Here is a 21,900-nt window from a genome sequence, read left to right as displayed (position 1 = left end):
GGTCAGGCAGGTTTCTTGCAGGCTGGAACCGTTAGCACCAAAAGATGACGGCCGGTGAAAAATGAGAAAAATCAGGCTTACAAAATGTAAATAAAGTTGTATACAATCAGCCCATCGCTGTGACGCCAGCCTGCCAGGCCGCCACACCAATCTGTCAACGTACAAGAAGGAAGACTGCAGTGAGCGCTGACTACCCACGCGACCTGATCGGTTACGGCAGTAACCCTCCTCACCCACACTGGCCGGGTAATGCCCGGATCGCCCTGTCCTTCGTACTGAATTACGAAGAAGGAGGCGAGCGCAACATTCTGCACGGCGACAAGGAATCCGAAGCCTTCCTCTCCGAAATGGTCGCCGCCCAGCCGCTGCAAGGCGCGCGCAACATGAGCATGGAATCGCTTTACGAGTATGGCAGCCGTGCCGGCGTCTGGCGGATTCTGAAACTGTTCAAGGAATTCGACATTCCGCTGACCATCTTCGCCGTGGCCATGGCCGCCCAGCGTCACCCGGACGTGATCCGGGCGATGGTCGAGGCCGGCCACGAGATCTGCAGCCACGGCTACCGCTGGATCGACTACCAGTACATGGACGAAGCGCAGGAACGCGAGCACATGCTCGAGGCGATCCGCATCCTCACCGAACTGACCGGTGAACGTCCGCTGGGCTGGTACACCGGCCGCACCGGGCCGAACACCCGTCGCCTGGTGATGGAAGAAGGCGGTTTTCTCTACGACTGCGACACCTACGACGACGACCTGCCCTACTGGGAACCGAACAACCCGACTGGCAAGCCGCATCTGGTGATCCCGTACACCCTCGACACCAACGACATGCGCTTCACCCAGGTGCAGGGTTTCAACAAGGGTGACGATTTCTTCGAATACCTCAAAGACGCCTTCGACGTGCTTTATGCCGAAGGTGCCGAGGCGCCGAAAATGCTCTCGATCGGTCTGCATTGCCGGCTGATCGGCCGCCCCGGTCGCCTTGCTTCGCTCAAGCGCTTTATCGAATACGCCAAAAGTCATGAACAGGTGTGGTTCAGCCGTCGCGTCGACATCGCGCGCCACTGGCAGCAAACCCATCCGTACCAAGGGACTGCAAAATGAGCCGCTTTCAAACCCTGCAACCGTCGACCCTGAGCCGCGACGCTTTCGTCAAAGCTTTCGCCGACATCTACGAACACTCGCCATGGGTGGCCGAGAAGGCCTACGACATCGGTGCGGACGCTTCGATCGACGAGATCGAAACCCTGCACCAGCGCATGAGCGATATCCTGTTGAGCGCCGATCATGCCAGCCAGTTGGCCCTGATCAACGCTCACCCGGACCTGGCCGGCAAAGCCGCCGTCCAGGGCCAGCTTACCGCGGCCAGTACTGAAGAACAGTCGGGCGCGGGGATTCACCAATGCACGGCCGAAGAGTTCCAGCGCTTCACCGAGCTGAACGACGCCTACAAGGCCAAGTTCAAGTTTCCCTTCATCATGGCGGTAAAAGGCAGCAACCGGCATCAGATCCTCGCGGCGTTCGAAACGCGCATCAACAATTCGGTGGAAGCCGAATTCAAATGCGCGCTGGCGGAGATCAACAAGATTGCCCTGTTCCGTTTACTGACCCTTTAGCAAGCCTGGCCCGAGAAACCTCTAGAACGCTTGTGTTTCCCAGGGCCCTGCAAGCATCCCCAGCCACTTATTCAAAGGCAGACAAGAAGAATGAAAGCTTACGCCGTACCTTTCGAAAAATACGTCAACCTGGCCGACGCCCGTCTGGGCACCAGGATCATTTCGGTCACCGATGACTGGTTCGCAGACGCCAATCGTCTGTTTCAGCCGACCCCGGCCGTATGGAAGGAGGGCGTGTTCGATGACAACGGCAAGTGGATGGACGGCTGGGAGTCGCGCCGCAAGCGCTTCGAAGGTTTCGACAGCGCGGTGATCCGTCTGGGCGTACCGGGCTCGATCAAAGGCGTGGACATCGATACTTCATTCTTCACCGGCAACTACCCGCCGTCGGCCTCGCTGGAAGCGTGCTTCCTGGCCTCGGGCGAGCCGGATGAAAACACCCAGTGGACCGAAGTGCTGTCGGCCGTCGAGCTGCAAGGCAACAGCCACCACTACCACGAAATCAGCAACGACAAAGCGTTCAGCCACCTGCGCTTCAACATCTACCCGGACGGCGGCGTCGCACGTCTGCGTGTGTACGGCATTCCGTTCCGCGACTGGTCCGCTGTTGGCGACAACGAGCAGGTCGACCTGGCCGCAGCCCTCAACGGTGGCCGCGCCCTCGCCTGCTCCGACGAACACTTCGGCCGCATGAGCAACATCCTCAACCCGGGCCGTGGCATCAACATGGGCGACGGCTGGGAAACCGCGCGACGTCGCACGCCGGGCAATGACTGGGTAATCGTCGCGCTGGGTCATCCGGGCGAGATCGAGAAGATCGTCGTCGACACCCTGCACTTCAAAGGCAACTACCCGGACACCTGCTCGATCCAGGGCGCGTTCGTCAAGGGCGGCACCGACAGCCAGATCGAAACCCAGTCGCTGTTCTGGCGTGAACTGCTGCCAAGCCAGAAGCTGGAAATGCACGCCGAGCACACCTTCGTCGAGCAGATCAAAGCGCTGGGCCCGATCACCCACATCCGCCTGAACGTGTTCCCGGATGGCGGTGTGAGTCGCCTGCGTGTTCTCGGCAAGGTCGCTAAATAAGGTTGAACCCATTCGCGAGCAGGCTCGCTCCCACAGGGGATAGCATTCCAAAGGTGGGAGCGAGCCTGCTCGCGAAAGCGTCAGAACCAACAAAACAGAATTCGGACAAGAAGAACAGCATGCGCACACTGACGATTGAACCGCTGACCAAAGAAGCCTTCGCCCCTTTCGGTGACGTGATCGAAACCGACGGCAGCGATCACTTCATGATCAACAACGGTTCGACCATGCGCTTCCACAAACTGGCGACGGTCGAAACCGCGACGCCTGAGGACAACGCAATCATCAGCATTTTCCGCGCCGATGCGCAGGACATGCCCCTGACCGTTTGCATGCTGGAACGCCATCCGCTGGGCAGCCAGGCTTTCATTCCGCTGCTCGGCAACCCCTTTCTGATCGTGGTCGCGCCAGTTGGCGATGCACCTGTATCAGGCTTGGTCCGCGCCTTCGTCACCAACGGCAGGCAGGGCATCAATTACCATCGCGGCGTCTGGCACCACCCGGTGCTGACGATCGAAAAGCGGGATGACTTCCTGGTGGTTGATCGCAGTGGCACAGGCAATAACTGCGATGAGCATTTTTTCAAAGAGGATGAGCGTCTGATCCTCGCCCCCCACCAATAAGAGAAGGTCTGATCACTCGACAACAAGAGTGACAGGCGAGAGGTAAAGACTGTGGAAGCACATCTGTTGGAATGGCTGAACCTGAGCGTGCGCTGGGTTCACATGATTACTGGCGTGGCCTGGATCGGCGCGTCGTTCTACTTCGTCTGGCTGGAGAACAACCTCAACCGCGTCAACCCGAAAACCGGTCTGGCCGGTGATCTGTGGGCGATCCACGGCGGCGGCATCTACCACCTGGAAAAATACAAACTGGCCCCACCGTCCATGCCGGACAACCTGCACTGGTTCAAGTGGGAAGCCTACTTCACCTGGATGTCGGGGATCGCGCTGCTCTGCGTCGTGTTCTACTCCAATCCCGTGCTCTACCTCGTGGCACCCGGCAGCGGCCTCAGCGGTCCTGAAGGCGTGGCCATCGGTATCGGCTCGCTGATCGTCGGCTGGTTCGTCTACGACTTCCTCTGCGATTCGGCTCTGGGCAAGAAACCCGCCCTGCTCGGCTTCATCCTGTTCGTCCTGATCATTGCCGCTGCCTATGGCTTCAGCAAGGTGTTCAGCGGTCGCGGTGCTTACCTGCACGTCGGCGCGATCATCGGCACCATCATGGTCGGCAACGTGTTCCGCATCATCATGCCGGCGCAACGGGCACTGGTTGCGGCGATCGCCGAGAACCGTACGCCGGATCCGGCCCTGCCGGCCAAGGGTCTGCTGCGTTCGCGTCACAACAACTACTTCACCCTGCCGGTGCTGTTCATCATGATCAGCAACCACTTCCCGAGCACTTACGGCAGCCAGTACAACTGGTTGATCCTGGCCGGGATCGCGGTGTTGGCGGTGTTGGTGCGTCACTACTTCAACACCCGTCACGACAGCCACAAGTTTGCCTGGACCCTGCCGGTGGCAGCGGTAGGCATGATCAGTCTGGCCTACGTCACCGGCCCATCGCCGATGTCGAGCGCCCCTGAAGTGGCCAAAGCCCCGGCGAAAATCGAGTACCAACCGCTGCCGGAAACGGCACTGGGTGGTGGCGCGAAACCGGCTGAAGCGGCGGCACCTGCGGCACCCGCCGCCCCTGCAACAGCGCCAGCGCAAGCCTCGAATGCCGGACCCGGTTTCGACAAAGTGCACAACGTGATTCAAGAGCGTTGCACTGTTTGTCATTCGTCGAAGCCGACCAGCCCGTTGTTCAGCGCGGCGCCAGCGGGAGTGATACTCGACACCCCCGAGCAGATCCGCCAGAACGCCGCGCGCATTCAGGCGCAAGCCATCACCACGCAGATCATGCCACTGGGCAACATCACCCAGATGACCCAGCAGGAACGTGACCTGATCGGTGCCTGGATTGCCCAGGGAGCGCAGACCAACTAAGCCGCAAAAGCTTCGCGAGCAGGCTCGCTCCTACAGAGATCGCGCATTTCCTGTGGGAGCGAGCCTGCTCGCGAATCGCCGCAACGCGGTTTACCTGATGCAAAGAAACAGCTGCAAGCAACCCGGCAGCTGTTAATCACAAGAATAAAAAGATCCGAGGTGTTGCATGTCCGAGCTGTCCAAAGCGCGCATCCCCGACGCACCCGCCATTCAGCGTTTGCCCCTTTTGCAACTGATCCTGGTCGGTCTGCAACATGTTCTGCTGATGTACGGCGGTGCCATCGCGGTGCCGCTGATCATCGGACAGGCCGCTGGCCTGAGTCGTGAAGAAATCGCCTTCCTGATCAACGCCGACCTGCTGGTCGCCGGCATTGCCACCATCGTGCAGTCGCTGGGCATCGGCCCGATGGGCATTCGCATGCCGGTGATGATGGGCGCCAGTTTCGCCGCCGTTGGCAGCATGGTCGCCATGGCCGGCATGCCCGGCATCGGTCTGCAAGGGATCTTCGGTGCAACGATCGCTGCCGGTTTCTTCGGCATGCTGATCGCGCCGTTCATGTCCAGGGTGGTGCGTTTCTTCCCGCCGCTGGTGACCGGCACGGTCATCACCTCGATCGGTCTATCGCTGTTCCCCGTGGCCGTGAACTGGGCCGGTGGCGGGGTCGACGCCGCGCAATTCGGTTCGCCGATCTATCTGGCCATCGCCGCGCTGGTGCTGGCCACCATCCTGTTGGTTCATCGTTTCATGCGCGGTTTCTGGGTCAACATCTCCGTGCTGATCGGCATGTGCCTGGGCTATGTACTCTGCGGCGTGATCGGCATGGTCGACCTCAGCGGCATGGCCAGTGCGCCGTGGATTCAGTTCGTCACTCCGCTGCATTTCGGCATGCCCAAGTTCGAGCTGGCACCGATTCTGTCAATGTGTCTGGTGGTGGTGATCATCTTCGTCGAGTCCACCGGGATGTTCCTCGCGCTGGGCAAGATCACCGGTCAGGAAGTCTGCCCGCGCATGCTCCGTCGCGGCTTGTTGTGCGATGCCGGTGCGTCGTTCTTCGCCGGATTCTTCAACACTTTCACCCACTCCTCGTTCGCGCAGAACATCGGCCTGGTGCAGATGACCGGCGTGCGCTGCCGTTCGGTGACCATCGTCGCCGGCGGCCTGCTGATCGTCTTGAGCCTGCTGCCGAAAGCGGCGTTTCTGGTGGCATCGATTCCACCGGCGGTGCTCGGCGGCGCGGCGATCGCAATGTTCGGCATGGTCGCTGCCACTGGCATCAAGATCCTGCAAGAGGCCGACATCGGTGACCGGCGCAATCAGTTGCTGGTCGCGGTGAGCATCGGCATGGGCCTGATCCCGGTGGTGCGTCCGGAATTCTTCGCTCACCTGCCGCTGTGGATGAGCCCGATCACCCACAGCGGCATCGCCATGGCCACCCTCAGCGCGCTGACGCTGAACCTGCTGTTCAACATCCTCGGCGGCAAGGAGCGTGCGGCGATCAACGATTGCCATGCTCATTGATTGAAACCACCACCCCACCCGTGGGAGCGAGCCTGCTCGCGAAAGCGTTGTGTCATTCAACATTGATGGCGACTGACACAACCGCTTCGCGAGCAGGCTCGCTCCCACAGGGACTACGCAACTGCTTGTGCCTCAAACAATAAAAACAAGAGGGAGCAACAGATGATCCGCACGCAAAGCAACGTTCTGTTGAGTGGCGGCCTGCTGGCCGCGAGTCAGGCCATGGCCGGCGATCTGCTGCTGTGGCAGACCAACAGCCTCAGCTACCTGTACGGCAAGAACTTCGCAATCAACCCGTCGTATCAGCAGACGGTGACCTTTGAGCACGCCGACAAATGGAAGTACGGCGACAACTTTCTGTTCGTCGACAAGATTTTCTACAACGGCAAGGACGACCCGAACAAAGGCCCGCACACCTTCTACGGCGAATTCACGCCGCGCCTGTCCTTCGGCAAGATCCTCGACCGCAAGCTCGAGTTCGGCCCGATCAAGGACGTACTGCTGGCGATGACCTACGAGTACGGCGAAGGTGAAAGCGAGGCCTACCTGATCGGCCCCGGCTTCGACCTGAAAGTACCCGGCTTCAACTACGTCACCCTGAACATTTTCCGTCGCCAGACCGAAGGCCCGCGCCCCGGCGATGGCGTCTGGCAGATTACCCCCGCGTGGTCCTGGAGCTTCCCGCTGGGCAATTCCGATGTGCTCATCGACGGCTACCTCGACTGGGTCGTCGACAACGACGAAAACTCACGCGGCACCTACCACGCCAACCTGCACATCAATCCGCAGATCAAATACGACCTCGGCAAAGCCATGGGTTGGGGCCAGAAACAGGTATACGTCGGCACCGAGTACAGCTACTGGAAGAACAAATACGGCATCGAGAGCAGCCACTCGTTCGATACCAATCAGAACACTGCCAGCCTGCTGCTGAAGGTGCACTTCTGAGATGGCCCGCAACCGTGCGCCATGCCTGTCGTCGGTGCTCTGTTGCGGGGCACTTGAGCGCCGGCCGAGGAGTCAGTATTCTCCGCCGCCTTCCGAATTCGCTCTAAAAAAAAGCCCGGATTCAATTTCTGACCGAAAAGCCAACTTATCCCGGCCGCGGTCAGTCCTGAGGCATCCCGAAAACACGCTCGTCGACTGTTTTTCAGCAGCCGAACGGGCGTCTTTTGGTTTTTCGAAAGCCTTGGCGCAGCTTTTGCTATCAGCATTCAAAGCTGACCGATCGGATGAAATTTGCGGTACGAAAAAAGGCGCCACATCAGAGCGCCGATCTTAAAAAAATAATGTGCAACACCTACTTTGGGAGCAACCGAATGAAACGCATGTGCACCAGCCTGATGTTGGCCGGATCGATGTTCGCCGGCGGCCAGGCCATGGCCGAAGGCCTGCTGCAGTGGCAGGACAACAGCCTGACCTACCTCTATGGCAAGGACTTCCAGGTCAACCCGCGCATTCAGCAGACCGTGACCTTCGAGCACGCCGATGGCTGGAAGTATGGGGACAACTTCTTCTTCATCGACAAGATCTTCTACAACGGCAAGGAAGATGATTTCGCCGGCAAGAACACCCACTATGGCGAATTGAGCCCGCGCTTGTCGTTCAACAAGATTTTTGACCAGAAATTCGAATTCGGTCCGGTCAAGGATGTACTGCTGGCGATGACTTACGAATTTGGCGAAGACGACACCGAGTCCTACCTGATCGGTCCGGGCTTCGATCTCGCCATCCCCGGCTTCGACTACTTCCAGCTGAACTTCTACCAGCGCCACACCGAAGGCGCGCGCGCCGGTGACAACGTCTGGCAGATCACTCCGGTGTGGTCCTACACCCTCCCGGTAGGCAAATCGAACATCCTCATCGACGGCTTCATGGACTGGGTGGTCGACAACGACTCCAACTCCAAGGGTGACTACCACGCCAACCTGCACTTCAACCCGCAGGTCAAATACGACTTGGGCAAGGCGCTGAATTTCGGCGAGAAGCAGTTGTATGTCGGTGTGGAGTACGACTACTGGTCGGACAAGTACGGGATCAAGGACAGCCAGTACTTCAAGACCGATCAGAGCACCACGAGCTTCCTGGTCAAGTTCCACTTCTGATCATAAAAGCTTCGCGAGCAGGCTCGCTCCCACATTCGACCGAGTTCCAATGTGGGAGCGAGCCTGCTCGCGAAGGCCTCAGCGCGGATTTCAGGCGGGAGCTACGGCTTCGGATATCCGCAAAAACCGGCACAGCTCCTCGCGCTTGGCCAGCGCATCCCGCCGTCCCAATTCGATCAACTCGCTGCAATACCCCGCCTCGAACAGCAGATAACTGAGCACCCCCGCCCCGCTCGTCTTCGTCGCACCCGGGCCACGCAAAAACAGGCGCAACGCCGCCGGCAATTCCTGGCGATGGCGTGCTGCGATTTCATCGATCGGCTGACTCGGCGCAATCACCAGCACCTCCACCGGCGCCACACCCAGCGCGCGGGTCGGCGTACCGTCCGGGAGCAAATGGCTGAACTGGTTGAGCCGTTGCAGCAACTCGATGTCGCTCTCCAGACTGTCAATGAACGTGCTGTTGAGCATGTGCCCGCCGATCTGCGCCAGCGTCGGTTGCTGGCCGCTGTAGGCGCGCTCCTGCGGCTGCTGCGGATCGACGCCGCGCGGGTTGCCGCTGACGCCCACCACCAGCACGCGACTGGCGCCCAGATGCAGCGCCGGGCTGATCGGCGCCGACTGACGCACCGCGCCGTCACCGAAATATTCCTCAGCGATTTTCACTGGCGCGAACAACAGTGGAATTGCTGAACTGGCCAACAGGTGATCGACCGAAAGCTGCGTCGGTACGCCGATGCGTCGATGCCGCAGCCAGGCGTCAATGGTGCCGCCGCCCTGATAGAACGTCACCGCTTGCCCCGACTCGTAGCCGAACGCGGTCACCGCCACCGCATGCAATTGCTTGCGGGCGATGGATTCGGCGATGCCGGGCAAGTGCAGTTTTTCCTCAAGCAGTTCGCGCAGCGGCGAACTGTTGAGAAGCGCCACCGGCATCTGCCGACCGAGACCGAGCAGGCTGTGGCTGACGAAACGACTGGCCTGATGGATGACCCCGGGCCAGTCGCTGCGCAACACGCGGTGGCTGCGAAAGCCTTGCCAGAACTGGGTCAGGCGTTCGATGGCAGCACGAAAGTCCGTGGCGCCACTGGCCAGACTGACGGCATTGATCGCCCCGGCCGAGGTGCCGACGATCACTGGAAACGGATTGTCCGCGCCCTCCGGAAGCAGTTCGGCAATCGCCGCCAACACCCCGACCTGATAAGCCGCCCGGGCCCCGCCGCCGGAAAGAATCAAACCTGTGACCGGTTCAGCAGGACTCATCGCAACACTCCAGGGTGCTTGTCAGGACGGGTGAATCAACGGCGCTTGGGATAAAGCTTCGGCTCGCCCGGTGGGCGACTCTTGAAACGCCGATGCGCCCACAGGTATTGCTCGGGGCAGGCACGCAACGCGCTCTCGACCCACTGATTGATGCGGATGCAATCGGCCTCTTCGCTTTCGCCGGGAAAATCTTCCAGCGGCGGATGGATCACCAGGCGATAACCGCTGCCGTCGGCCAGACGTTCCTGAGTGAACGGCACCACCAGCGCCTTGCCCAGGCGAGCAAACTTGGTCGTCGCGGTGACGGTGGCTGCCTGAATACCGAACAGCGGCACGAAGATGCTCTGCTTGGCGCCATAGTCCTGATCCGGTGCGTACCAGATCGCCCGGCCCGAGCGCAGCAGTTTGAGCATGCCGCGCACGTCATCGCGCTCCACGGCCAGCGAATCGAGATTGTGCCGCTCGCGGCCACGGCGCTGAACGAAGTCGAACAACGGATTTTTGTGCTCGCGGTACATGCCATCGATGGTGTGCTGCTGGCCGAGCAACGCCGCGCCGATTTCCAGCGTGGTGAAATGCGCGGCCATGAGGATCACACCTTTGCCTTCGCGATGGGCCTTCTGCAGATGTTCAAGGCCTTCGACATGCGCCAGTTTCGCCAGTCGCTCCCGCGACCACCACCAGCTCATCGCCATTTCGAAGAAGGCGATGCCGGTGGAGGCGAAGTTCTCCTTGAGCAGGCGTTTGCGCTCGGCGGCGGATTTCTCCGGGAAGCACAATTGCAGATTGCGCCGGGCGATGGTCCGCCGGTCGCTGGCGACGCGATACATCACCGCACCCAAAACTCGACCGATGGTCAGCAGCGCCGGATACGGCAACTGCACGATCAGCCACAAAAGCCCCAGGCCGCACCAGAGCGGCCAGAAGCGCGGAGCAAGATATGCTTTTCGAAAACGCGGGCGATCCATTAAAGCTTCCGTAAATACAGTGGCCGCGCATTCTACATCGTTCGACCCGGCTTGCGGCTCGCGGGCGTTCTCGTTATAAGTCTCGGCACTTTTAGTGACAAGCCGTTGTATGCCGACATGAGCCAAACCGACCCGTTAGACCAAGATCCCGTATTCCAGCTCAAGGGCAGCATGCTGGCCATCACTGTGCTGGAACTGGCCCGTAACGACCTCGAAAGCCTCGATCGGCAATTGGCCGCCAAAGTCGCCCAGGCGCCGAATTTCTTCAGCAATGCACCGCTGGTTCTGGCGCTGGACAAACTGCCGCCGAACCAGGGCGCGGTTGACCTGCCGGGGCTGATGCGCGTTTGCCGTCAGCACGGCCTGCGTACGTTGGCCATTCGTGCCAGCCGCATCGAAGACATCGCCGCCGCCATCGCCATCGACATTCCCGTGCTGCCACCCTCCGGGGCCCGCGAGCGCCCATTGGAGACGCCGGAAGTCGAGGTCAAAAAGAAGCCGGAAAAACCGCCTGAGCCGACCGTCAAACCGACCCGCGTGATCACCACGCCAGTACGTGGTGGCCAGCAGATTTATGCCCAGGGTGGCGATCTGGTGGTGGTGTCCTCGGTCAGTCCGGGGGCGGAACTTCTTGCCGATGGCAACATCCATGTATACGGCCCGATGCGTGGCCGGGCCCTGGCCGGCGTCAAAGGTGATACCAAGGCACGGATTTTCTGTCAGCAATTGAGCGCTGAACTGATCTCCATCGCCGGTCATTACAAGGTCTCCGAGGATCTGCGTCGCGATCCGATGTGGGGCTCGGGCGTCCAGGTCAGCCTGTCGGGCGACGTGTTGAACATCATTCGGCTTTAACGGATACTGCCGCATTTTCCAAGCATCTCTAAAACGTAGCGAAAACGGCTCAAACGAAGTAGGAAAAAGGCCCAAAGCCAAATTCCAGCCAAGGCTGTCCGACTGCAGTAGTTTTCAAGAGATGTTTTTCAGGGGCTGAACAGTCCTTCTTCCTTAGGGGTGAAACACCTTGGCCAAGATTCTCGTGGTTACATCCGGCAAGGGTGGTGTGGGTAAGACCACCACCAGCGCCGCTATCGGTACCGGTCTCGCTCTGCGCGGCCACAAAACAGTAATCGTCGACTTCGACGTGGGCTTGCGTAACCTCGACCTGATCATGGGTTGCGAGCGCCGCGTGGTGTATGACTTCGTCAACGTGGTCAACGGCGAAGCCAACCTGCAACAGGCACTGATCAAAGACAAGCGCCTGGAAAACCTCTACGTGCTGGCTGCCAGCCAGACCCGCGACAAAGACGCGCTGACCGTCGAAGGCGTGGAAAAAGTCCTGATGGAGCTCAAGGAACAATTCGAGTTCGTCGTCTGCGACTCCCCGGCGGGCATCGAGAAAGGTGCGCACCTGGCCATGTACTTCGCCGATGAAGCGATCGTCGTGACCAACCCGGAAGTCTCCTCGGTACGTGACTCGGACCGCATGCTCGGCCTGCTGGCGAGCAAATCGCGCCGCGCCGAACGTGGCGAAGACCCGATCAAGGAACACCTGCTGATCACCCGCTACCATCCGGAGCGTGTGGAAAAGGGCGAGATGCTTGGCGTTGAAGACGTCAAGGAAATCCTCTCGGTTACCCTGCTCGGCGTCATCCCGGAATCCCAGGCGGTGCTCAAGGCTTCCAACCAGGGCGTGCCGGTGATTCTCGACGACCAGAGCGATGCCGGTCAGGCTTACAGCGATACCGTCGACCGCCTGCTGGGCAAAGAAAAAGCCCACCGTTTCCTCGATGTCGAGAAGAAGGGATTCTTCGAGCGCCTGTTTGGAGGTAGGTAATGAACCTTTTTGACTTCTTTCGTGCCAACAAAAAGCCAAGTACCGCCTCGGTAGCGAAAGAGCGTCTACAGATCATCGTGGCGCATGAGCGCGGCCAGCGCAGCACGCCGGATTACCTGCCAGCCTTGCAGAAGGAACTGGTCGACGTGATCCGCAAGTACGTCAACATCGGCAACGACGACGTACATGTTGCACTGGAAAGCCAGGGCAGTTGCTCGATTCTGGAACTCAACATCACCCTGCCTGATCGCTGAGTCGATCCGGCAGGTACGACGGCGGTTCAGGGCCATCCCCATGCGGGAATGGCCCTGAACCGCCGTTGGCATTTGTTACGAGGCTGTTTTAATGCCGCTGTCCAACATCCGCATCATCCATGAGGACGCCGCCGTTCTGGTGGTCGACAAACCGACCCTGCTGCTCTCGGTGCCCGGCCGCGCCGACGACAACAAGGACTGCCTGATTACCCGCCTGCAGGAAAACGGCTACCCGGAAGCGCGCATCGTTCATCGCCTCGATTGGGAAACCTCGGGAATCATTCTGCTGGCCCGTGATGCCGACACCCATCGCGAGCTGTCGCGGCAGTTTCACGACCGCGAAACCGAAAAGGCCTACACCGCTCTGGCCTGGGGTCAGCCGGAACTCGACAGCGGCAGCATCGACCTGCCGTTGCGCTACGACCCGCCGACCAAGCCACGGCATGTGGTCGATCATGAATTCGGCAAGCATGCGCTGACGTTCTGGAAGGTGCTGGAACGTTGCGGCGACTGGTGTCGCGTCGAGCTGACACCGATCACCGGACGTTCGCATCAGCTGCGCGTGCACATGCTGTCGATCGGACATCCGCTGCTCGGTGATGGCCTCTACGCCCATGAGCAGGCGCTGGCGGCCTGGCCGCGGCTGTGCCTGCACGCGAGCATGCTCAGCTTCACTCATCCGCAAAGTGGCGAACGCCTGCGCTTCGAGTGCCCGGCACCGTTCTGACAAGCACCTCCGACCCCCTGTGGGAGCGAGCCTGCTCGCGAAAGCGGTATTACATTCAACATTGATGTTGACTGATCAATCGCTTTCGCGAGCAGGCTCGCTCCCACAGGGAACCCGGTGCAGATTCAATTCCCCGGCCAATACGTTAAACTCGCGCCCATTGCTGTCTGGAGTTTCTTATGCGCGCAGAGTTGAACCAGGGCCTGATCGACTTTCTCAAGGCCTCCCCTACCCCGTTCCACGCCACCGCCAGTCTTGTTCAGCGTCTGGAGGCCGCCGGTTATGTGCGCCTCGACGAGCGCGAGCCATGGTCCACCGAGGCCAACGGCCGTTATTACGTCACCCGTAACGACTCCTCGATCGTCGCGATCAAGATGGGTCGCAACTCGCCGCTGTACGACGGTATCCGTCTGGTTGGCGCCCACACCGACAGCCCGTGCCTGCGGGTCAAGCCGCAGCCGGAACTGCAGCGTCAGGGCTTCTGGCAACTGGGCGTCGAAGTCTACGGCGGCGCGCTGCTGGCGCCGTGGTTCGACCGCGATCTGTCGCTGGCCGGCCGCGTGACCTTCCGCCGTGACGGCAAGGTCGAGAGCCAGCTGATCGACTTCAAGGCGCCGATCGCGATCATTCCCAACCTCGCCATTCACCTCAACCGCGAAGCCAACCAGGGCTGGGCGATCAACGCGCAGACCGAACTGCCGCCGATCCTCGCCCAGTTCGCCGGTGACGAGCGCGTCGATTTTCGCGCCGTGCTCACCGATCAACTGGCCCGCGAACACGGCTTGAATGCCGACGTGGTGCTCGATTACGAGCTGAGTTTCTACGACACGCAAAGCGCTGCGGTGATCGGTCTGAACGGTGACTTCATTGCCGGTGCGCGTCTGGACAATCTGCTGTCCTGCTACGCCGGCCTGCAAGCCTTGCTCACCGCCGAGACCGACGAAACCTGTGTGCTGGTCTGTAATGACCACGAAGAAGTCGGCTCGTGCTCGGCGTGCGGTGCCGACGGCCCGATGCTTGAACAGACCCTGCGCCGCCTGCTGCCGGAAGGTGACGAGTTCGTCCGCACCATCCAGAAATCCCTGCTGGTGTCGGCCGACAACGCCCACGGCGTGCATCCCAACTACGCGGAAAAACACGACGCCAACCACGGCCCGAAACTCAACGCCGGCCCGGTGATCAAGGTTAACAGCAACCAGCGCTACGCCACCAACAGCGAAACCGCCGGTTTCTTCCGCCATCTGTGCATGGCCGAAGAAGTCCCGGTGCAAAGCTTCGTGGTGCGCAGCGACATGGGCTGCGGCTCGACGATCGGCCCGATCACCGCCAGCCATCTGGGCGTGCGCACCGTCGATATCGGCCTGCCGACCTTTGCCATGCACTCGATCCGCGAGCTGTGCGGCAGCCATGACCTGGCGCATCTGGTCAAAGTGCTCAGCGCGTTTTATGCCAGTCGTGAATTGCCGTAAAGACTGAAAAGCTTCGCGAGCAGGCTCGCTCCCACAGTTGAACCGCATTCCAGACTGTGGGAGCGAGCCTGCTCGCGAAAGCGCCTGTGCAGACAGCAGAATTTTATCTGGCCTGATGCATTCCTGAGCCACATCACACCCTGCCTCGAAAACCCGCCTAGACTGCAAGAATCCTCTACAGACAAGGCAGTCTCCATGATCTCGATGTCCTCCTTCCACGCCATGCTCATTCCCATCCTCAGCGGGATGATCCTGCTCGCCATCGGCTTCAACTTCCGTGACAAGAACGCCGGTGTGTTTGCCATGTGGGTCGGCATGCTGATGATCCTCGCCACCGTGGTCTACAAGATCCTCGCCAAACTGAACGAATGACTCCGCCCGGCTCGCATTGCGCCAGAGGGCCTCGTACACTCCAGCGCATCTGCCAATCCCGAGGTTGTCTTCTGGTGTTTGCTCGTCTTTTTGCTTTGCCCGGTCTGTTGCTTGTCTTGATCATGACGCTGCTGCCGCTGGCGCCTGCGCAAGCGGTCGGTCTGCCCGGTATGCTCAACACTTCCAAGCCGCAGCCTGAGGCCCAGGAACCCCTCGGCCAGTCGCTGGACGAAGTGATCAAGTCACTGGAAAACGACAAGCAACGCGCGCAGTTGCTCAGCGATCTGAAGAAGCTGCGCGACGCCACCAAACAAGCCCAGACCACTCCGGAGCAAGGTGTGCTCGGCCTGATCGGTGGCACCCTCGCCAACTTCGAAAAACAGTTCTCCGGCGCCGACAGCCCGCTCACCCGCTGGTCCAACGAATTCGACCTGGCCAAGGATGAACTGACCAGCAAGCTGCTGCCGGCCAATGAATGGCTACCAATCATTTTCGGCTTCGCCGTGATCCTGATGGTCTGGAGCCTGCTTGCCGCTGCGCTGATCTGGCTTGGCCACCGCGTGCGCATGCGTTTCGGCCTCACCGAAGAACTGCCGCAGCACCCCAAGGCCCTCGACATGCTGCGCTTCGCCCTGCGCAAGCTCGGGCCGTGGCTGATCGCGTTGGTGATGACGGTCTACATGAGCTACGTGCTGCCGTCATCGCTGGGCAAAAGCCTGGCAATGGTGCTGGCGTATGCCTTGGTGGTGGGCACCTGCTTTTCGGCGATCTGCGTGATTGCCTTCTCTCTGCTCGACGGCCCGCACCGCCATCGCGCGCTGTACATCCTGCGTCATCAGGCGTTCCGACCACTGTGGCTGATCGGCAGCTTTGCCGCGTTCGGTGAAGCGCTGAGCGATCCACGTCTGGTCGAGAGCCTCGGCGTGCATCTGGCGCACACTGCAGCGACCACCGCCAATGTGCTCGCGGCACTGTCGACCGGCCTGTTCATTCTGCGATTCCGCCGGCCGATCGCCCACCTGATCCGCAACCAACCACTGTCGCGGCGCCTGACCCGCCGCGCCCTCAGCGACACCATCGAGATCCTCGGCACCTTCTGGTACGTGCCGGCGCTGGTGCTGGTCGGCATCTCGCTGTTCGCCACGTTCGTCTCCGCCGGCGACACCAGCACCGCGCTGCGGCAGTCGCTGATCTGCACGGTTCTGCTGGTGTTGTGCATGGTCATCAACGGCCTCGTGCGTCGTCATTCGCTGAAGCCGCAACGCGGGCCGAAACGCCATGCGCTGTACTCGGAGCGCCTGAAGAACTTCTTCTATACCCTCGCGCATTTGCTGGTGTGGATGATCTTCATCGAATTGGGCCTGCGTGTCTGGGGCCATTCGCTGATCGCGTTCGCCGAAGGTGATGGACATGACATCAGCGTCAGACTGTTCAGCCTGATCGGCACGCTGATTTTCTCCTGGCTGATCTGGATCCTCGCCGACACCGCCGTGCACCACGCCCTCACACGCTCGCGCAAAGGCCTGGCCAACGCACGGGCGCAGACGATGATGCCGCTGATCCGCAACGTACTGTTCGTGGCGATCTTCATCATCGCGCTGATCGTCGCGTTGGCGAACATGGGCATGAACGTCACGCCGCTGCTGGCCGGTGCCGGTGTGATCGGTCTGGCGATCGGTTTCGGCGCGCAGTCACTGGTCGCAGATTTGATCACCGGCCTGTTCATCATCATCGAAGACTCGCTGGCCATCGACGACTATGTCGACGTCGGCGGCCACCTCGGCACTGTAGAAGGGCTGACCATCCGCACCGTCCGCCTGCGCGACATCGACGGTATCGTCCACACCATCCCGTTCAGCGAAATCAAAAGCATCAAGAACTACTCGCGGGAATTCGGCTACGCGATCTTCCGCGTTGCCGTGCCGTACAACATGGAAATCGACGACGCGATCAAACTGATGCGCGACGTCGGCCAGAAAATGCGCAGCGATCCGCTGCAACGTCGCAACATCTGGTCGCCCCTGGAAATTCAGGGTGTCGAGAGTTTTGAATCCGGCAGCGCGATCCTCCGCGCACGCTTCAAGACTGCGCCGATCAAACAGTGGGAAGTTTCCCGGGCGTTCAACTTGTCGCTGAAAAGGCAACTGGATGAGGCGGGACTCGATCTGGCGACACCGCGGATGAGTGTGCAGGTGATTACGCCTGGAGTGGAAATCAAAAAGCAAAGCTGAAGAGAGATGGCCCCCTATTGGAAGATAAAACCAATAGAGGGCTTATTTTTCAATTGTCTTTGAAACCGGGCTTACCGTTAGCGGAGCGCCAGTTTTTTACCTCCAAGACAACATTTTCAGGCCCATCCTTACCTTCCTCTGGGTAGTAAATCAAATCATAACCAGAAGGATGTTCAACTAGCCGGGAGAACTCAAGAATCGCAGCAATTTGCTGCTTCTCTGTGGTAAACCCGGAATCATATATTTTCCTGACAAACTCAAGAAAATCTTCTTCTCGCATATCCTGTATCGATCTCATATCAAAGCCCTTTATGAATTTCAACATGCGCCTTCGGGGTAACGATATTTATGTTGTCAGCATTATATAAATCCCCTCCCTCTGCCAAGCCGACCTTATGATGCAGTTCGTATTTCACTCTTGCTCCTGCTGAATCGCTCACCCTAACTATCGGTGCTTTGCCCTTTTTCATTTCGTTCAAACTTGTCGCATTAAACAAGTCGGCCAACTTTTCGTCATTGAAAACAGCTTTCCAGAACGTTTCTCTGAATGCTCTGAAACTGTTGAACTGACGCCCTCTTAACTGATCAGCAATTTGCGATGGGATTGGCGCTCCATCGCCCTGCGAAGCCGCCCCTAGCCATCCACCCGCAACCGGCGCTCCATAACCACTGACCACCCCTGGATCATTGCGTGGATCCCGGAACATGACGTACTGCGGGGGCAGACCCACTTCCGGGGGGAAGACCAGAATGAAGTCGTCGAAACGAATGTTGCCCCGACCCGGATAAGCGTCGATCCGCCCTTCGATCGGCACCAGATTGCCGCCGATGTATCGAGGCGGAGCCGGATTTTCGATGGGGAACAGCGTTGAACTGTCTGCCGGCGTTACCGATGGCGTCCAGATCGCGGTTGTCGGCGGGACGTCGGTGAGCGTCGCGCTGTAAGTGTTATCCCCAGCGTTGTAGCCAGCTGCGATCACGCGAACGCCGGAAGGCAGTTTTGTCCCCGCTACCGGAACGACAAGCAGTTCGGCGAGTGATCCCGTCAGTGGCCGGGCGCTCAAACGCACCGGCAGATTCAGTCGTGCCCTTTCGTTCGCCAGCGTGTTCAGATCAGGCAACGGACCGGGCAGCAAATCTGCCAAGGGAAGGCTGAGCAGAAAGCGTTCAGGCAGCTCACCATTGCCCAACACCGGCGAGTAGACGAACGCACTCACCCCCACCATCAGTCCGGACGCTGTGCCAGCAGCCAGCCCCGACAAACCGGCAACCGCCGAGCGAATCGAAGCGGCAAGACCCGCCATCAGGCTGTCGGCAATCGCAACCGCCCCACCGGAGGTCGCAAATACCAGTTGGGCGTGGCTGATATTGCCCTGAAAGCGCAATGCGCTACTGTGCCCACCGGGGGGTTGTTGTCGGCGCTTTTCCTCAGCCAACCTGCGTGCTTGGGCTTCAGCCTCAAGCGCCGCCTGTTCCTCGGCACGCTTGCGCTCCAGTGCTTCAGCCGCCAAGCGTGCCTGTTCTTCTTCAAGCCGCCTGAGTTCATTGGCGGCGGCCTGCCGCGCCAGTTCTTCCGCCAGCCGTCGCGCCTGCTCTTGAGCAACTCGGGCCTGTTCCTGTGCAACCTGCCGGGCGTGTTCCGCCGCCAACCGCGCCTGCTCTTGAGCAATCCGCTCGGCTTCCTGCGCTTGCACCACAGCAATCATGCCCTTGACCGTGGCCGCCTGGCTGTTCAACAAGTTGATACCTTCGACCAGCAATTTGGCATTGAACAAGGCGCTATATGCCTGCCGAACGCTGACACTGCCGCCTCGCCGATTTACTTGTGGTAACCGGCCTCCGTTAAAAAAAGTCTCAATTTGTGCATGACTGAAACGTTGAATGGCAACGTCTCTCGCCACGAAAAACGCATTGAATTTTCGGGTCGTCAGCGACTCCCTGAATCGCATCTCCCGCGCCAGCGTATCCAAAGGAGGCAATACACTTTGATCGCCTGCTGCCCGTATTTCTGCCAGTTCAGTTTCAATAACCTGCGCAATATTTGTGGAAGTATCTTTATAGACACTTTCCATATCGAGGATCTCGCCCAAAGGCGCAAGGTTGATGTTTGGTCCCGAGCCGTCTCCTGCACCTAAATAATGTAGATATTCATCTTGCTTATCCGGACGAACAACAATCGGTGGAAGCGTTATTCCATTACGCTGCATTTAAAATCCTCCATGGACAATAGTTTTGTCGCGCAGACCGGTCACCCTCAAACAGCCAATAACGTGACCGGTACCTGGAGAAATTTATGGAAATAAATGTTGTGCAGTGCGGTACATAGTTATCGCCCGCGTTTTATCTGTCACGCCGGACGGAACTGATAAGGCGGTAGGAGTTTTCCCTGATAACTTTCTCCTCAGACTTAAATCTGTCAAACCGCATAGCGCTTTCGCTGCTCGATCGCACTTGTGCGCAGAGCCTTTGTCACAGGCAAGGAGGCCCGACAACAATAATCAAGGAGAATCCCATGCACCTGACGCGCATCGCCCAGACTGTTTTGCTCACGTTGGTTACCAGCCACGCCGGCGCCGCGACGATGGACAGCGCCCGCGCACAGATCGCAGAGCAGGCGCAAAAGCTCGAACCGCAACTGCTGGAAACCCGCCGCGACCTCCACGCCCATCCAGAACTCGGCAACACCGAAAAACGCACCGCTGAGCTGGTCGCCAAACAACTGCAAGCCATGGGCCTGGAAGTGAAAACCGGCGTCGCCCGCACCGGTGTGGTTGCCATCCTGAAGGGCGCCCTGCCCGGCCCGACCGTGGCGCTGCGCGCCGACATGGACGCGCTGCCGGTCAAGGAGGTCGCCGACTTGCCGTTCGCCTCGAAAGCCAAAGGCAGTTATCTCGACAAGGAAGTCGACGTCATGCACGCCTGCGGCCACGACGCCCACACCGCGATCCTGCTCAGCGCAGCGAAAATTCTGACGGGCATGCGCGACAGCCTGCCCGGCACCGTGGTGTTCTACTTCCAGCCCGCCGAAGAAGGCCCGAGCGATTTCATTCCCGACGGCAAAAACACCTGGGGCGCGAAGATGATGGTCGAAGAAGGCGTGATGAAATCGCCGAAACCCGACGCGGTATTCGGCCTGCACGTCTGGGCAGGCGTCCCCGCCGGCCAGATCGCCTACCGCCCCGGCCCGACCCTGGCCAGCTCCGACGACCTGCGCATCAAGATCCACGGCAAACAAACCCACGCCGGCCGCCCCTGGGACGGCATCGACCCGATCACCGTCGGCGCGCAAACCATCGTCGGCCTGCAAACCGTGGTCAGCCGCCGCACCGACATTTCCTCTTACCCGTCGGTAGTCAGCATCGGCACCATCAACGGCGGCACCCGCTACAACATCATCCCCGAATCACTCGACATGACCGGCACGATCCGCTCCTACGACTACGGCATCCGCCAGAAGCTGCACAGCGACGTACGCCAGACCATCGAGAAAATCGCCGAAAGCGGCGGCGCGAAAGCCGACGTCACCATCATCGAAAAATACGACCCGACGATCAACAACCCGGCACTGACGGAAAAGATGCTGCCGACCCTGAAGTGGGCGGCTAAGGATGATGTCGTACAGGGACCATTGGTGGGCGGTGCGGAGGACTTCTCGTTCTTTGCCAAAGAGGCGCCAGGGTTGTTCGTGTTCCTCGGAGTGACGCCCCGGGATCAGGACATGAGCAAAGCCGCGCCGAATCATAATCCGGGGTTCTTTGTCGATGAGTCGGCGCTGGTGGTTGGGGTCAGGACATTGGCTTCGTTGGCCACGGATTATCTGTATGAGAATGCAGCGGTGGCCAAGTAGACAGGGGTGACTGTGGGGGGCGCCTTCGCGAGCAGGCTCGCTCCCACAGGGATTGAGTACATCCGACCGACAGAGACTGGTCGGCTGACAGGCGCCATCGCGAGCAGGCTCGCTCCTACAATTGGACCGAGTTCATCCTCAAGAAGAGGCCGGCTGCCAGGCCGCCTTCGCGAGCAAGCTCGCTCCACAGAACAGCAAAATGGAAAGCAAAAGATCGCCCGATCGCGCCCCGAGCCTTCGGCAGCGCCTACACACACGATGAGCGCAAGCTCGAGTTCCGCCTTTGATCCTGGAGCCCGTCGGCAGGCTGAGCGGAGGGATTGATCCGGGCGTGGGAGCGCAGCGACCGTCTGGCGCAGCCAGACACAGCGGAAGGAGGTGCAGCGAAGCAAACCGGAGCCGCTGCGCCAGGATCGATCCCGCAGCGAAGGAACCCCGAGCCCCAGCGAGCGGGCCGAACGTCAGGGCACAGACCTTTGGTTACTTTGGGGCGTTTGCCAAAGTGACCCGCCGTAAGGGCGGAACCGCCAGAAGCAACACCCGCAGCAACGGATATTCACCCAAAAACCCCAAAACCTGGTCGGCCCAGAGGCCGCCAAGGTCAAAAAAGGTCAAA

At 59.9% G+C, this 21,900-nt stretch carries 20 protein-coding genes; 16 read left to right on the top strand and 4 right to left on the bottom strand.

The genetic code is table 11. From position 1 onward, the window contains the following. Positions 1-179 precede the first annotated feature (179 nt). The 8 genes from puuE (at position 180) to GXB78_RS26750 (ending at position 8,316) form a co-directional block, all read left to right on the top strand. Positions 180-1,106, top strand: coding sequence for an allantoinase PuuE (gene puuE / locus GXB78_RS26785; protein ID WP_042608504.1), 927 nt, complete (start codon positions 180-182; stop codon positions 1,104-1,106). Continuing rightward, positions 1,103-1,618 carry a 2-oxo-4-hydroxy-4-carboxy-5-ureidoimidazoline decarboxylase gene (gene uraD, locus GXB78_RS26780; RefSeq protein WP_329517680.1) on the top strand — a complete coding sequence of 172 codons (516 nt, stop codon included), beginning with the start codon at positions 1,103-1,105 and terminating at the stop codon, positions 1,616-1,618. The genes puuE and uraD overlap by 4 nt, the downstream gene beginning before the upstream one ends. 90 nt (positions 1,619-1,708) lie before the next feature. Further along, positions 1,709-2,704, top strand: coding sequence for an allantoicase (gene alc / locus GXB78_RS26775; protein ID WP_329517679.1), 996 nt, complete (start codon positions 1,709-1,711; stop codon positions 2,702-2,704). 119 nt (positions 2,705-2,823) lie between these two features. After that, positions 2,824-3,327, top strand: coding sequence for an ureidoglycolate lyase (locus tag GXB78_RS26770; RefSeq protein ID WP_039763801.1), 504 nt, complete (start codon positions 2,824-2,826; stop codon positions 3,325-3,327). Between the two features lie 51 nt (positions 3,328-3,378). Then, a complete protein-coding gene (locus GXB78_RS26765) occupies positions 3,379-4,692 on the top strand; it encodes a urate hydroxylase PuuD (protein ID WP_329517678.1) in 1,314 nt (437 codons plus the stop codon). Between the two features lie 166 nt (positions 4,693-4,858). Then, on the top strand, positions 4,859-6,211 hold the full coding sequence (locus tag GXB78_RS26760) for a nucleobase:cation symporter-2 family protein (RefSeq protein WP_329517677.1): 1,353 nt from the start codon (positions 4,859-4,861) through the stop codon (positions 6,209-6,211). Positions 6,212-6,373: 162 nt separating this feature from the next. After that, positions 6,374-7,159: an outer membrane protein OmpK gene (locus tag GXB78_RS26755; protein ID WP_329517676.1), complete on the top strand. Its 786-nt coding sequence runs from the start codon at positions 6,374-6,376 to the stop codon at positions 7,157-7,159. A gap of 371 nt (positions 7,160-7,530) precedes the next feature. After that, complete coding sequence (locus GXB78_RS26750; protein ID WP_329517675.1) at positions 7,531-8,316, top strand: outer membrane protein OmpK; 786 nt, start codon at positions 7,531-7,533, stop codon at positions 8,314-8,316. A 90-nt stretch (positions 8,317-8,406) separates the two neighbouring features. Here GXB78_RS26750 and GXB78_RS26745 read toward each other — a convergent pair whose 3' ends face one another. Both GXB78_RS26745 and GXB78_RS26740 read right to left on the bottom strand, forming a co-directional pair. Next, positions 8,407-9,579: a patatin-like phospholipase family protein gene (locus tag GXB78_RS26745; RefSeq protein WP_329517674.1), complete on the bottom strand. Its 1,173-nt coding sequence runs from the start codon at positions 9,577-9,579 to the stop codon at positions 8,407-8,409. A 35-nt stretch (positions 9,580-9,614) separates the two neighbouring features. Next, entirely contained in the window at positions 9,615-10,547 is a 933-nt protein-coding gene (locus GXB78_RS26740) for a lipid A biosynthesis lauroyl acyltransferase (protein ID WP_329517673.1), read from the bottom strand. A gap of 117 nt (positions 10,548-10,664) precedes the next feature. Here GXB78_RS26740 and minC point away from each other — a divergent pair, with 117 nt between their 5' ends. From minC to GXB78_RS26705, 7 genes are all read left to right on the top strand, one after another. Beyond that, positions 10,665-11,402, top strand: coding sequence for a septum site-determining protein MinC (minC, locus tag GXB78_RS26735; RefSeq protein ID WP_038861964.1), 738 nt, complete (start codon positions 10,665-10,667; stop codon positions 11,400-11,402). Between the two features lie 169 nt (positions 11,403-11,571). Then, the gene (gene minD, locus GXB78_RS26730) at positions 11,572-12,384 is read left to right on the top strand and encodes a septum site-determining protein MinD (RefSeq protein ID WP_007913953.1); all 813 of its coding nucleotides are present in this window, start codon (positions 11,572-11,574) and stop codon (positions 12,382-12,384) included. Continuing rightward, entirely contained in the window at positions 12,384-12,638 is a 255-nt protein-coding gene (gene minE, locus GXB78_RS26725; protein ID WP_003223146.1) for a cell division topological specificity factor MinE, read from the top strand. Before minD ends, minE begins: the two co-directional genes overlap by 1 nt. 91 nt (positions 12,639-12,729) lie before the next feature. Next, positions 12,730-13,365 (top strand): RluA family pseudouridine synthase, encoded by a 636-nt coding sequence (locus GXB78_RS26720; protein WP_137216193.1) that lies wholly within the window; start codon positions 12,730-12,732, stop codon positions 13,363-13,365. A gap of 179 nt (positions 13,366-13,544) precedes the next feature. Next, a complete protein-coding gene (locus GXB78_RS26715; RefSeq protein ID WP_329517672.1) occupies positions 13,545-14,834 on the top strand; it encodes a M18 family aminopeptidase in 1,290 nt (429 codons plus the stop codon). Positions 14,835-15,029: 195 nt separating this feature from the next. Further along, positions 15,030-15,206, top strand: coding sequence for a hypothetical protein (locus tag GXB78_RS26710; RefSeq protein ID WP_007965354.1), 177 nt, complete (start codon positions 15,030-15,032; stop codon positions 15,204-15,206). A gap of 74 nt (positions 15,207-15,280) precedes the next feature. Beyond that, positions 15,281-17,437: a mechanosensitive ion channel family protein gene (locus tag GXB78_RS26705; RefSeq protein WP_329517671.1), complete on the top strand. Its 2,157-nt coding sequence runs from the start codon at positions 15,281-15,283 to the stop codon at positions 17,435-17,437. A 49-nt stretch (positions 17,438-17,486) separates the two neighbouring features. On the opposite strand, the gene GXB78_RS26700 is transcribed toward GXB78_RS26705, so the two are convergent. Further along, positions 17,487-17,717 (bottom strand): bacteriocin immunity protein, encoded by a 231-nt coding sequence (locus GXB78_RS26700; RefSeq protein ID WP_290128329.1) that lies wholly within the window; start codon positions 17,715-17,717, stop codon positions 17,487-17,489. A 19-nt stretch (positions 17,718-17,736) separates the two neighbouring features. Then, entirely contained in the window at positions 17,737-19,644 is a 1,908-nt protein-coding gene (locus tag GXB78_RS26695; protein ID WP_329517670.1) for an S-type pyocin domain-containing protein, read from the bottom strand. A gap of 305 nt (positions 19,645-19,949) precedes the next feature. Here GXB78_RS26695 and GXB78_RS26690 point away from each other — a divergent pair, with 305 nt between their 5' ends. Continuing rightward, positions 19,950-21,284, top strand: coding sequence for an amidohydrolase (locus GXB78_RS26690; protein WP_329517669.1), 1,335 nt, complete (start codon positions 19,950-19,952; stop codon positions 21,282-21,284). The last annotated feature ends 616 nt before the right edge of the window (positions 21,285-21,900 follow it).

It is taken from the genome of Pseudomonas moraviensis subsp. stanleyae (genome assembly GCF_036283065.1).
In the GTDB taxonomy this organism is placed as follows: Bacteria; Pseudomonadota; Gammaproteobacteria; order Pseudomonadales; family Pseudomonadaceae; genus Aquipseudomonas; species Aquipseudomonas stanleyae.
This window is presented reverse-complemented; position numbering and strand designations above follow the sequence as displayed.